This window comes from Micromonospora sp. NPDC049836 (assembly GCF_044465125.1).
GTDB lineage: Bacteria > Actinomycetota > Actinomycetes > Mycobacteriales > Micromonosporaceae > Micromonospora.
On record NZ_JBITLH010000006.1, the window covers coordinates 11,729 to 24,286 of the forward strand.

Consider the following 12,558-nt stretch of genomic DNA (forward strand, 5'->3'; position numbering starts at 1 on the left):
CAGGCAGGTCGGGCCGGGCAGGCCGGCCAGGCCGGGCAGGGCAGGCCGGGCAGGGCAGGCCGGGCAGGGGAGGCCGGGCCGGCAGGTCGGGCAGGCCGGGCAGGGCAGGCCGGGCCGGCAGGTCGGGCAGGTCGGGCAGGTCCGGCCGGGCAGGTCAGGCCGGCGGGGCCAGCCGGCCGGCCGCCGCCAGCCGCCGGACCACCGCCTCCCCGGGTACGGCGTGCCGGGTGCGGCCCGCCACGCCGGTGGTGGTCGTGGCGGTGAACAGCGAGTTGAGTAACGCCTCCTCGACGGAGTCCAGGACGGCCGCGAAGACCGGATCGAGGTCCGCGTCGGGCAGCGGCGCCTGGTCCGGCCGGGCGGTGCTGAACGCGATCGCGTAGTCGCCGCTGCCGTTCTGGTACGCCGCGCCGACCCGGGCCATCGCGAAGATCGCCCGCCGGGCCAGCCGGCCGAGCTGCCGGGCGTCCAGGGGCGCGTCGGTGGCCACCACGATCATGCAGGAGTTGCCGGGTGGCTCGGCCCGGTCGGCCGCCGGGACCAGTTCCTCGACGGGCAGCGGGACCCCCAGCACGGTCAGCACCCCGCCGAAGTTGGACTGGGTGAGGGCGCCCACCGTCACCGCGCCGGCGACCGTTCGCACCGTGCGGGACGAGGTGCCGATGCCGCCCTTGTAGCCGAGCGCGCTGGTGCCGGTGCCGGCACCTACGCAGCCCTCGGCCGGCGGCCCACCGGCGGCTCGCCGGATCGCGTCCAGCACGTGCTCCTCGGTGACCGGGCGGCGGCGGATGTCGGACAGGTGGCCGTCGTTGGTCTCGCCCACCAGCGGATTGAACGACAGGCCGTCGGGCCGGGCCGCCATCAGGTACGTCAGCAGCGCGTCCGCCGCCCGGAACACCGACAGCGTGGCGGTGAGCACGATCGGTGACTCCAGCACGCCGAGCTCGTCCACCTGGGTCGAGCCGACGAGCTTGCCGTAGCCGTTGCCGGTGTGCACGGCGGCCGGCAGGCTCCACCGTCCCGGGCCGAGCTGGCTCGGTACCACCGCGGTGACCCCGGTGTGCAGGTCGCGGCCGTCGTCGACGGTGGTGTGCCCGACCAGCACCCCGGGCACGTCGGTGATCGCGTTGTGCCGCCCGGTGGGCAGTGGCCCGACGACGATGCCGAGGTCGCGGGCCCGGCGGGCCGGCCGCTGCTGACTCTGCTCCACACCGCACCTCCGGGTCACACCGATGAGCCGGCCTGACTCCACCCGCTCCCGGCGACCGCTGTCAAGCGTGCGCCCGCCGGCCCGGGGACCGGCCACGGGCGGGGTTGCCCGGCGGGTGGCGACGCGGCCGGATACGGTGGCAGGCGTGACCGAGGCGGTGCGGGTGTCGACATGGTCGAGCTGACCTGGTACGGGCACAGCACCGTGTGGCTCGAGGACGCGGGAACCCGGCTGCTGACCGATCCGCTGCTGCGCGACCGGCTGGCCCACCTGCGCCGCCGCCGTGGGCCGACCCCACGGCTGCCGGGCGCCCCGGACGCCGTACTCGTGTCGCACCTGCACGCCGACCACCTGGACTTCGCGTCGCTGCGGCGACTGCCCGCGGACACCGCGCTGGTGGTGCCCGCGGGCGCCGCGCGGCTGGTCCGGCAGGCGCTCGGCGCGGCGGCCGCCGGCCGGTGCACCGAGGTCGCGGCCGGCGACCGGCTCACCATCGGCGGGCTCGACGTCACCGCCGTGCCCGCCGCCCACCACGCCGGCCGGGGCGCCTGGTCCCGGCACCGCGCGCCCGCCCTCGGCTACCTCGTCGAAGGCCGGGCGCGGACCTGGTTCGCCGGCGACACCGGGCTCTTCGACGAGATGGCCGGCCTCGGGCCGCTCGACCTGGCGCTGATCCCGGTCGGCGGCTGGGGACCGACGCTCGGCCCCGGCCACCTCGACCCGGCGGGAGCCGCCGAAGCGGTCCGCCGGGCGGCCGCGGCCTGGGCGGTGCCGATCCACTACGGCACCTTCTGGCCGGTCGGGCTCGACCGGGTCCGGCCGGACCGCTTCCACGGACCCGGCGACGACTTCGCCCAGCACGCTGCGCAGGTCTGCCCGGACACCCGGGTACGGGTGCTGCGGCCGGGCGAGTCGTTCGCGGTGTGCCGGCCGTGACGGCCACCCTCGGCGTGCTGGGCTCGCTGCTGCTGGTGGTGCTCTTCGGTTCCGTGGTCCCCGTGGTGCCGACCGGCGCGGCGGTCAGCGGCGCCGCCGCGCTCGCCGCCCACCAGCATCCGGTCACCGTGGTCCTGGTGGTGCTCGCCGGGGCGGTCGGCGCGTACGTCGGCGACCTCGCCACCTTCGTCCTGCTCGGCTGGGGTGGCGAACGGGCGGTCCGGCGGGTGCCCGGGCTGCGTTCCGGCCAGCGGGTCGAGCGGATGCCGGCCCGGGTGCGGGAGGGGCACGTCTCGACGCTGCTGGTCTCCCGGCTGATCCCCGGCGGGCGGGTCCCGGTGCTGCTGGCCGCGGCCGTGGCCGGGCTGGCCTGGCGCCGCTTCGCGGTGGCCAACGCGCCGGCCAGCCTGCTCTGGTCGGTGCTGTACGCCGCGATCGGGGTCCTCGGCCGGGCGGTCTTCCCCGAGCCGTGGGAGAGCGTCGTCGCGGCGGTCGTGCTCGTCGTGCTGATCAGCCAGGTCGTGGGCTGGCTGAACCGGCGCCGGCAGGTGCCGGAGGATCCGCTGCCCACGCGGTAGCCGGCGGACTACCCGGCCGGCTCCGGGCGCCGGTGGCTACCCGACCGGCTCCGGGTGCCGGTGGCTACCCGGCCGGCTCCGGGCGCCGGTGGCTACCCGGCTGGTTCCGGGCGTCCGTCGTGCGCCGGCTCGGCGATCTGCTCGTCGGGCCGACGCAGCCCGAGCCGGCGCAGCCAGCCGAGCAGTTGGCGGTGCACGTCGTCCGGGCCGATCAGCTCGCCGTGCTGCGGCCAGCCCGCGGGATGGACGAGCAGCGCCTGCGTCTGCCAGCCGCCGAGACCGCCGTGGCAGCCGACCAGTTCCTCGAAGGCCGCCACCTCCTCCAGGTCCGGGTCCACCGCGCTGATCACCACGAGGTCGCCCACGTGCTCCATCGCCTGGTGGCGCAGCAGGTCGTGGCGGGCTTGCGGCCCGTACGGGGCCAGCGGGTCCTCGCCGTCGACCCGCCCGTCGCGCAGCCGGTGGCAGCCCCGCGCGCCGATCGCCAGCGGTCCGGCGGCCGAGTCGACCACGACCAGCCCGACGCCGGGGTGCCCGGCCAGACCGTCGATCAGCCCCGGCGCGACCGCGTCGACGCGCTCCCGGGACAGCCGCCCCGGATGGCGGGCCAGGTAGATCATCGCCAGGTTGCCCGAGGCCACCACCACGGTGCCGGCATCGGTGTGGACGGCGGCGTCCTCCCGGTCGGCCGGTCCCAGGCTGACCTCGCCGCCGTCGGCGTGCGAGCGCAACGCCAGCCGGGTCGCCGTGCCGGTCGCCCCGCCGGCCGCGGCGGCCTCGGTGAGCAGGGTGTTCAGCCGTCCCCACTCCTCGACCGGGCCGGCGGCCTCGGCGGCCGGCACCTCCGCGGCCGGGACGCCCGCCGGCGGCCGGCCGTCCGCCTCGACCTGCCGCGCCGGTGGTGCGGCGAGCCGGGCGACCACCTCGGTGAGCGACTCGCCGTACCGCTGGCGGAAGGTGGCGCCCTGGCTCTGCCCGTGGTCGCTCAGCACCACGATGTGGTAGCGCCGGGCCGCCTCGGCGGCCAGCCGCTGGAGCACCCCCAGCGTCTGGTCCAGCTCCTCGAGCACCGCCATCGCCTGCGGGCGGGCCGGGCCGGCGTGGTGGGCGACCTCGTCGTAGTCCAGGAAGTCGCAGAAGATGACCGGCGCCCCGGCGGCCATCTGCTCGGCGATGAGCGACACGTTCAGGTCGCTGAGCAGGCTCGCCATCGGGCGCAACGCCAGGTAGGGGCCGCTGCGCCGGCCCCGGGGCCGGATGTCGCGCAGCCGCTGCCGGCGCGCCTCGTACAGCTCACGGACCACCTGCCCGGCACCGCGTATCACCGCGCGGGCGAAGCCGTACGGGCTGGCCATGAAGGCCGCGTAGCCCCGGATGGAGCGGCCGGGCAGGCCGGCGCGGCTCACCGTGAGCAGGCTGGTGGGGGCGTCGCCGGAGAACGCGGTGCTGATGCTCACCCCGCCGTCGCGGAGCAGCCCCCGCCCGGTGGAGAGCCGCTGCTCGATCTCGGCGGCGTCCCGGGGACGGCTGGTCACCACGAGCCGGCCGGTCGCGCCGTCGCCGCCGGTCGCCTTCTCGTACCAGCGGTAGGCCGGCACCCGCCGGACGTCCCCGTAGAGCAGGCCCGCCTGGGCGGCGGGCGTGGTGGCCGGCAGGCCGGTGTGCCAGCGGGTCATCCGGTGGCTGCCGGTACGCAGCCACCGGCCGATGGTGGGCAGGTTGCCGGCCCGGATCGCCCACTGCACCAGCGGCGCGGCCACCCCGTCGAGCTGCACCACGAGCAGGCCGTCGGGGACCTGCCGCGGCACCAGCGGCGCGGCGCGGCCGAGCCGCAGGCGGTGCCGCCAACCGGGGCGGCGGTGCCGCTCCCGCCGGCGCCGCACCCGGGACATCACCCACCGCATCTCGCTGACGAACGCGTCGTCGGTGCCGGCGTCGGCGAGCCAGTTCACCACCGCCGCGAGCGCCAGGGCGAGCCACGCGGCGGCGAAGGCGTCGGCGAACCCGGCGACGTCCGCCTCCGGGTCCAGCCGCAACGCCACGTACATCACGATGGCCTGGACGGACACGCCGATGGCCAGCGCGCCGAGCCCGCCCAGCACGGTGGCCAGGGCGAACAGCAGCGGGCGCAGCACCGCGCCGATCGCCGCGATCAGGCCGACCAGCCACAGCGTCGCGATCAACCCGCTGGCGGTGACCCCCGGCAGCAGCCAGAGCGTCACGCTGAGCACCACGAACGAGGTGATCACGCTGCGCAGCAGGCTGCGGAGCCGGGCCAGGGTGGGCCGGTAGTCGCGCAACACCTTGAGACCGGCGCGTACGGGCCGGCGCAGCCGCCGGTCCGCGTCGGCGTCCGCGTCCGGCTCCATTCCCATGACAATGCCACACCTGAGCTGGCAAGATCGGCGAGGGCGGGCGGGCGGCGGGTGCGGGGTTCGTCAGCCGGCCGCGACGCCGACGGCGCGCTCGCCCTGCGGCCCGAGCAGGTCGCGGACCTCGGCCGCCTCTGGTGCCCCGAGCGCCTCCAGCAGACCGAGCGCCTCCCGCCAGGCACCGGAGGAGGGTTCCAGGTGGCCCAGGGTGATCAGCGCCCGGGCCCGGATCAGCGGCGTCTCGCCGGCCCGCGCGCGGTGCGCCGCCTCCCCGGCGTACCGGGCCGCCTGCGCGTGCTCGCCCTGCCGCCGGGCGACCTCGGCCAGCGCCACCATCGCGTCGCACTCGACGACCGCCGCGCCGGCCTGCCGGGCCAGCGTGATCGCCCGCTCCACCGAGGAGCGGGCCAGCCGCGGCTCCCGGTCCGCGACGGCCCAGGCGAGCCCGACCAGCGCCTCCGCCTCCGTCGCCGTCATCCGTGCCGACCGGGCCCACTCGGCCGCCCGGGCCTGGCTCGCGGCCGCCCCGACGGGATCACCGGAGTGCAGCAGGAGCCACCCCTCGGCGATGTCGATCGACGCCTGGCAGAGCCGGTCGCCGGTGCGCTCGGCGAGGCGCTGCGCGGTGGCGAACGCGGACCTCGCCGCCGCCGTCGCGCCGAGGCGGGTGTGCAGCTGGCCGATCCCGGTCAGCGCGTTCGCCTCGATCGAGGCCATCCCGACCGCCCGCGCGGTCCGCACCGCCGCGCCCAGGTCCGCCAGGGCGGCCGGGTACTCGCCGAGGCTGATCCGGGCCAGGCCCAGGTTGGTGAGGATGACCGCCTCGTTGGGCTGAGCCCCGTCCTCCCGGTGGATGGTGATGGCGGCGTCGAACCGCTCGACGGCCAGCCGCAGCCGGCCCGCCATGGCGTAGACGGTGCCCAGGTTGCTGGACATCACCGCGATGCCGTAGCGGTGCCCAATCCGCCGGTTGAGCCGCAACGCGTGCTCGAAACAGGCCGCGGCGGTGGCCAACTGGCCGAGGTCGCCGAAGACGGCGCCGAGCGAACCGGCCGCCGCGGCCTCGCCGGCCACGTGCCGGGCCCGGCGGAAGAGGTGGCCGGCCCGCCGGTGGTGGGCGATGGCGACCAGGTGGTTGCCGGTCAGGTGGTGGACGTTGCCCAGGCTCATGTGCGCGGCGGCGCGCAACGCCGGATCCGTGGTGCCGCCCGCGGCGTGCAGCGCCGCCTGGGCCACCAGCAACCAGTGCAACGAGTTGCGGGTGACCCAGAGGTACGTGCGGAGCTGGTCGGCGAGCAGCGCCGCGTCGGCCCGCGACGCCCCGTCCGCGCCGGTGCGGATCAGCGCGACCATGTTCGACTCCTCGGCCTCCAGCCAGGCCAGGGCGGCGTCCCGGTCCGGGAAGCCGGCCGGCTCCGCGGCCAGGCCCGCCGGCAGCTCCAGCCGGACCCGGCCCGGGGCCAGCAGGTCACCGGCGGCCTGGGCGCGGACCAGGTACCAGGCGAACAGCCGGGCGAGGACCTCCCGCGCCTCGCGCGGCCCGCCCTGCCGCTCGCTGTGCTGGGCGGCGTAGCGTCGCAGCAGGTCGTGCAGCACGACCCGGTCGCCGTCGAGGTCGACCAGGTGCGCCGCGGAGAGCCGGGCCAGGCTCCGGCGGGCCGCCTCGGTGCTGGTCTGCGCCAGCCAGGCGACCGCGTCGACCGGCAGCGCCACCCCGGGCACGGTGCCGAGGAGCCGGAACATCCGTTGCGCGTCGGCCGGCAGCCGGGTGTAGGAGAGGTCGAACGCGCTCTGCACCGCGACGCCGGGGTCGTCGTCGATCGCCAGCGCGGCGATGGTCCGCAGCCGCAGCTGCGCCACGTACGCCGACACGGCGAGCTCCGCCTCGTCGAGCAGCAGCGCGGCGGCGATCCGGATGGCCAGCGGGAGGCGACCGCACTCCTGGACCAGGTCCCGGACGGCGTCCCGCTCGGCCGCCCTCGGGTCGTCGCCGAGCAGCACGGTGAGCAGCTCGATCGCGTCCGGCTCCGGGAGCAGCCCGATGGTCAGCCGGTGGGCGTCGTGCTGGGCCACCAGCCCGGTCAGCCGGTCCCGGCTGGTGACCAGCACGAGACTCCGCGCCGAGCCGGGCAGCAGCGGCCGGACCTGGTCCGCGTCGAGGGCGTTGTCCAGCACGATCAGCAGCCGCCGGTCGGCCACGACGGTGCGGTAGAGCGCCGACGCCTCGTCCGGGTCGGCCGGGATGCGGGCCGCCGCGACGCCCAGACCGCGCAGCAGCGCGCCGAGCGCCTCCGCCGGGCGCATCGGCCGGCCGGCCGAGTAGCCCCGCAGGTTGACGAAGAGCTGGCCGTCCGGGAAGCGGTCCCGGATCCGGTGCGCCCAGCGCACGGCGGTCGCGGTCTTGCCGACTCCCGCCGTGCCGACGACCGCGGAGAGGACCAGCACCGGCGGCGCCGCCGCCGCGGCGAGCAGCCGGTCCAGCTCGCGGGTCTCGACGCCCCGGCCGACGAAGTGCGCCGGCGGCGGCGGCAGCTGCGCCGGCCCGCCGGCCAGCCCGGGGGCCGGGCCGGTGTCCGGCGGCGCCGTGGCCTGCGCGAGTTTCCGGTACGTCGCGGTGATCTGTTCCCCGGGCGGGACACCGAGGTCGGCGGCGAGCCGGTCGGCGAGCGCCGCGTACGCCGCGACCGCGTCGGTGCGCCGACCGGTCTCGGCGAGGGCGAGCATCAGCAGCTCCACCGGGCGCTCGCGGGTGGGGTGCTCGCTGATCAGCTCGCGCAGCGGGGTCAGCATCTCCCGGTGCTGCCCGGCCGCGAAGCGCGCCTCGAGCAGCGCCTCCCGCGCCGCCAGCCGGGCCTCGTCCAGCTCCGGGAAGAGCCGCATCCGCTGCGCGTCGTCGAAGACGTCGGCGAGCGCGGCGCCCCGCCACAGGCCGAGTGCCGTGCTGAGCACGGCGATCCGCTGCTCGGGGTCGGTGCTGGCGTGGCCGCGCGCCACCAGCGCGGTGAACCGGTGCAGGTCGACCCGCTCGGTCGCGATCTCCAGGGCGTAGCTGTTGGGGCGGGCGACCAGCGCCGGCTCCGTGGACCCGCCCAGGTCCAGGGTGGCGCGCAGGTGCGAGATCATGGCCTGGAGCCCGGCCCGGGCCCGGGCCGGCGGCCGGCTCTCCCAGAGCAGGTCGATGAGGCGGTCCGCGGAGTGGAACTGGCCCGGGCGCATCGCGAGGAGGGCGAGCAGGCGCCGCTCCTGGCGACGTCGGATCGGCACGGCGCGCCCGTCGCGCAGAGCCTCGACGGGGCCCAGCAAGCGCAGCTCCACGGCCGGAGGCTAACAAGAGTCGATGGCCCCGGGCAGCCGCGTAGGTCAAATCTGGGACGCCGGCCCGGTCGATCCGCGGCGGCCGGACCCGCCGGCCGCAGGTGACCGTCAGGCCGGCGGCGCGGCCAGGCCGACCGGCAGGTGGCCGCGGTGACCGCTAGGCCGGCGGCGCGGCCAGGTCGACCGCAGGTGGCCGTGGTGGCTGTCAGGCCGGCGGGGTGGCCAGGTCGACGGCCGCGGCGCCGACGACCGCCTTGTCGTCGTCGTGCTGCAGGTAGCCGATCACCGAGGCCCGGCGCGGGTCGAGATCCGGCGGCACGTCCAGGCGGACCTGGCCGGCGCCGTCCGGAGCGACCGATGTGAAGGCGCGTACCACGTTGTCCTGGCGCAGCGTCCGCCCGGCGTTCTCGCCCCGCGCGACGTCGGTCGTGAGGTCCCGCTCCACGACCGCCACCTGCAACACCGCCCGGGCCGGCGGCCGTTCGGTCCGGTAGTCCACCACCACGGGGCGCCCGCCGCCCGGTCCCTCGGGGCCGTCGGCGACCGCGAGGGTGAGCGGGGCGGTGGCCGCCACCGCCAGCGCGGACGTGATCTCGTCGGTGGCCCGGCGGCGGTCGGAGCCGACGAATTCGACGGTGCCGTTGACCACCATCTGCGGCGTGTACAACTGCCCGGAGCCGAAGGCCCGCGCGTACGCCTGTTGCCGTGCGCTGTACGCCGCGTCGCCGAACGGGTCGGTCCAGCCCAGGTAGTCCCAGTAGTCGACGTGGAACCCGAGGGCGTAGACGGGTTCGCCGCGCCGCCGGGCGTCGCGCTCGATCTCGCCGAGCACCTCCTCGGCCGGCGGGCAGCTCTCGCAGCCCTGGGAGGTGAACAGCTCCACGACGGCGAAGCCGCTGCCGGACGGCTGAGGGCCGCCGGTGCTGCGCGATGGGTCGGTCATGGCAGGTCTCCTCCCGTCGCGCCGGTTCGCGCCGGTTCGTGCCGCTCCGATTCCCGTTGCGGCCGCGACCATGCCTGCCGGCCGCCCCGACGACGGAGCCGGCGCGGCGGCCGTGGGCCGCCGCGCCGGCCGGTGTCCGGGACCGGTACGGGTCAGCTGGTAATGCAGGAGCATCGGCCAGGTCCAGGTGCCGTTGGTCTGGATGGTGACGCCCCAGTTGTTGCCGCTGCCGTTGGGCTTGGCGACCAGCACCTGCGAGCTGGGGTAGCTGGCGCTGATGTTCCAGCTGGCGATGATCTTCTCGGGGGACGGGACGTTCATCGTCACGGTCCAGTTGCTGGCGCCGGAGACCGAGACGTTGAGGTTGTAGCGGTCGCTCCACTGCTGGCCGGCGGAGAGCGTCGCTGGGCTCGAAAATTTCGGAAGTATTCCGGGATGTTCGGGCGGGCCCGGGTGTCGGCGAAGGATGGGCCGGCCGACCACCGCACCACCGGTCGCGCCGGGGGCCGGTGTGCGGCGGGGCCGTGAATTCCCGGGTGTCCCGGTGCCCTGCCCAACGCATTCCCGGGGCGTGCCGACCGGTGGTGAGCGCGTTCCGGGCCGACATTTCCCGTACGCCGGTCGGCGGTTCTCGCGCGGCCGTGGGGGCGGCCGGGGCGGCGCTGGCGTCGCCCGCCGAGCAGCACCGAGCCGACCGGGATCGGCGCGCGCCGGCGACTGGTTTGTGCTGCTCATTCCCGTCTTCCAGCGGCAATGGGCAGGCCGCAAGTTGCAGTTGGGCAAGGAGTCCATAATGGCGTCCGGGCACAATTCCCAGAGTCATTGAATTGACGATAATAAATCTTGACTTGGTTCCGCCGGAGGCGCACCGTGAAATGTCTCCGGCGGCGATCGGACCGTCCGGAAAGATCCCCGAATGCGAGCCATCGATTCGGGAGCCAGGAGGCGGTCATGCGGTTGAACCCGTTCGCCGGGGCCTACCTCGCCGATCCGGCGCAGGTATGGCGGCGGTTCCTCGACGCCCCGGACGGGGTGCACCACGACGAGGACCTGGGCCTGTGGTTGATCACCCGGCACGCCGACGTGCGCCGGGCGCTCAGCGACACCGGGACCTTCGGCAACGCCCTCACCCTCGCGCCCGTCTACGACGTCTGTCCGGCGGCGCTGGAGATCATCATGTGCATCGACGCGCCACCCACCACCGCCGCCGCCGACCCGCCGGTGCATCCGCGGACCCGCCGGGCGCTGCGCGCCACCTTCGCCAACACCCCGGAGCGGGTCGAGCGGCGGTACGGGCCGATCGTCCGCCGCCGGGTCGACGAACTGGTGTCCCGGCTGGCCGCGGCGCCCGGGCGGCACGTCGACCTCGTCCCGGAGTTCACCACCGAGCTACCCCTGCTGGTGCTGCTGGACATCCTCGGCGTACCGGACCGGGACATCGGGCGGGTCCGCGCCTGGGCGGACGGCCAGATCGCGCTGATCTGGGGGCGGCCCGACCCGGCGGAGCAGGTCCGGCTGGCCCGTGGGCTGCTGGAGTTCTGGCGGTACTGCCAGGAACTGGTCCGGGTCCGGCTCGACGCCGGCGGGTACGGCGAGGACCACGTGGGCCGGTTGCTGGCCTACCGGGACGGCGACGACGAGATCCTGACCGTGGCCGAGGTGGCGAGCATCGTGTTCAACCTCCTGGTCGCCGGCCACGAGACCACCGCGGGGCTGCTCGCCCACGCGCTGGACCAGGCGCTGTCCGAACCGGACCGCTGGCGCGCGATCGTGGCCGAGCCGCACCGGATTCCCGCGTTCCTGGCCGAGACGCTGCGCTTCGCGCCCGCCATCGACGGCTGGCTGCGGGTCACCAACCGGCCGGTGACGCTGAGCGGGGTGACCATCCCGGCCGGCGCGCGCTGCCTGCTGCTGATCGGGGCCGCCAACCGGGACCCGGCGGTGTTCGCCGACCCGCACCGGTTCGACCCGGACCGCCCGGACGTCGGCGACCACCTCTCCTTCGGGCACGGCGCCCACTTCTGCATCGGGGCCGCGCTGGCCCGGCTGGAGGCCGCGACCGCGCTCACCCGGCTCGCCGCGGCCCTGCCCGGGCTGCGCCTGGCTCCCGGGCACGGTCGCGCGTACCAACCGAACGTGGCGTTCCGGGCGCACCGCACGCTGCCGGTGGTCGTCGACCCGGCGGCGTCGCCCGGCCTCCCCGCGGTGCCCCGCGCCGAGCGGCCGGCGGCCTGACCGGTGGCCGCCGCCGGGCCGCTGAGCTGCGCCGGCGGCCGGCCGGCCGGCATGCGACCGGGGCGAACGGCGATCGCGAACGGCCCGGCCGGCCGGGGCGGCCGGCGGCGGTACCGACCCGGCCCGACGATCACGCAGCGGAGTCACGTCTTCACACCCGTCCGTCCCTGGGTTAAGAATTGTCCCCTGCGAACGCCCAGTCATCACCCAACCTCGATCTGATGCCGATGCCGAGCCGGTGTCGCGAAGGTGAACACATGGATCGCACGCCGCCGTCCGGCACCGCCCACTCCGGTGCCAGCCACCGGTTCCGCTCGGAACTGCGCCGCTGGCGTACCCGACAGGGGTTGACGCAGCGGGCGCTGGCGGAACGGGTGCGGTTCAGCCGCGAGACGGTCGCCGCGGTCGAGTCCGGCCGGCGGTTCGGCAGCCACGAGTTCGCCGTGCGCTGCGACGAGGTGCTCGACACCGGCGGCCGGCTGGCGGCGTTGTGGCCCCAGGTCGCGGCGGAGCAGTTGGCCGCGGACGGCCGGCGCGGCCCCCGGTTCGGGGAGGTGGCCCGGCTGGACCCGGCCGCGGCGCCGCCGCCCGCCCGGCGCGACGCGAGCGATCCGGAGGCGGTGGTCGCCGCGATCGACGAGCTGCGGGAGCTGATCGGTCAGGTGCTCGGCCAGCCGGACGCCGACGTCCCGCCGCCGCCCGGGCCGCGCTGACCTCGGCGGGCCGGCCACCGCCCCGGGCCGGGGCGCGGCGCCAGCCAACCTGACTCTGGGTACAGATGCTGGTACGGCCTGTTTGTACCACGGTCAGGTCTGGCCTGCGAGCGCGCTTTCCGGCGCAATGAGACGTGCAATCAGCAAATGCAGATTGACCGTTGTGAATGAGCGCGGGAGTCGGTCTTGGCGTCGAGCACGAGGTCCCACACGGCCCGACCCTATCCGACCCGCCGCCGCGGCTGGAAGATAGCCG

Annotated in this window: 8 protein-coding genes; 4 read left to right on the forward strand and 4 right to left on the reverse strand. The window is 76.2% G+C overall.

The window, feature by feature from the left end:
- Nucleotides 1–154: 154 nt before the first annotated feature.
- Nucleotides 155–1,210 (reverse strand): P1 family peptidase, encoded by a 1,056-nt coding sequence (locus tag ACIBPB_RS17495; RefSeq protein WP_396840617.1) that lies wholly within the window; start codon nucleotides 1,208–1,210, stop codon nucleotides 155–157.
- A gap of 171 nt (nucleotides 1,211–1,381) precedes the next feature.
- Here ACIBPB_RS17495 and ACIBPB_RS17500 point away from each other — a divergent pair, with 171 nt between their 5' ends.
- Nucleotides 1,382–2,146 (forward strand): MBL fold metallo-hydrolase, encoded by a 765-nt coding sequence (locus ACIBPB_RS17500; RefSeq protein WP_396840618.1) that lies wholly within the window; start codon nucleotides 1,382–1,384, stop codon nucleotides 2,144–2,146.
- The gene (locus tag ACIBPB_RS17505) at nucleotides 2,143–2,724 is read left to right on the forward strand and encodes a VTT domain-containing protein (RefSeq protein WP_396840619.1); all 582 of its coding nucleotides are present in this window, start codon (nucleotides 2,143–2,145) and stop codon (nucleotides 2,722–2,724) included. Before ACIBPB_RS17500 ends, ACIBPB_RS17505 begins: the two co-directional genes overlap by 4 nt.
- Nucleotides 2,725–2,816: 92 nt before the next feature.
- Here the strand turns inward: ACIBPB_RS17505 and ACIBPB_RS17510 are convergent, their stop codons facing one another.
- The 3 genes from ACIBPB_RS17510 to ACIBPB_RS17520 all read right to left on the reverse strand — a co-directional run bounded on the left by ACIBPB_RS17510 (nucleotide 2,817) and on the right by ACIBPB_RS17520 (nucleotide 9,675).
- A complete protein-coding gene (locus ACIBPB_RS17510; RefSeq protein ID WP_396840620.1) occupies nucleotides 2,817–5,099 on the reverse strand; it encodes an alkaline phosphatase family protein in 2,283 nt (760 codons plus the stop codon).
- Nucleotides 5,100–5,162: 63 nt separating this feature from the next.
- Complete coding sequence (locus ACIBPB_RS17515; RefSeq protein ID WP_396840621.1) at nucleotides 5,163–8,411, reverse strand: BTAD domain-containing putative transcriptional regulator; 3,249 nt, start codon at nucleotides 8,409–8,411, stop codon at nucleotides 5,163–5,165.
- A 205-nt stretch (nucleotides 8,412–8,616) separates the two neighbouring features.
- Entirely contained in the window at nucleotides 8,617–9,675 is a 1,059-nt protein-coding gene (locus ACIBPB_RS17520) for a DUF1223 domain-containing protein (RefSeq protein ID WP_396840961.1), read from the reverse strand.
- 630 nt (nucleotides 9,676–10,305) lie between these two features.
- Here ACIBPB_RS17520 and ACIBPB_RS17525 point away from each other — a divergent pair.
- Nucleotides 10,306–11,589: a cytochrome P450 gene (locus ACIBPB_RS17525; RefSeq protein ID WP_396840622.1), complete on the forward strand. Its 1,284-nt coding sequence runs from the start codon at nucleotides 10,306–10,308 to the stop codon at nucleotides 11,587–11,589.
- 257 nt (nucleotides 11,590–11,846) lie between these two features.
- The gene (locus ACIBPB_RS17530; RefSeq protein WP_396840623.1) at nucleotides 11,847–12,302 is read left to right on the forward strand and encodes a helix-turn-helix transcriptional regulator; all 456 of its coding nucleotides are present in this window, start codon (nucleotides 11,847–11,849) and stop codon (nucleotides 12,300–12,302) included.
- Nucleotides 12,303–12,558 lie beyond the last annotated feature (256 nt).

Coding starts and splice junctions, on each gene's coding strand:
- ACIBPB_RS17525 (WP_396840622.1), top strand. CDS start 10,306: ATGCGGTTGAACCCGTTCGCCGGGGCCTACCTCGCCGATCCGGCGCAG.
- ACIBPB_RS17510 (WP_396840620.1), bottom strand. CDS start 5,099: ATGGGAATGGAGCCGGACGCGGACGCCGACGCGGACCGGCGGCTGCGC.
- ACIBPB_RS17500 (WP_396840618.1), top strand. CDS start 1,382: ATGGTCGAGCTGACCTGGTACGGGCACAGCACCGTGTGGCTCGAGGAC.
- ACIBPB_RS17530 (WP_396840623.1), top strand. CDS start 11,847: ATGGATCGCACGCCGCCGTCCGGCACCGCCCACTCCGGTGCCAGCCAC.
- ACIBPB_RS17520 (WP_396840961.1), bottom strand. CDS start 9,675: ATGAACGTCCCGTCCCCCGAGAAGATCATCGCCAGCTGGAACATCAGC.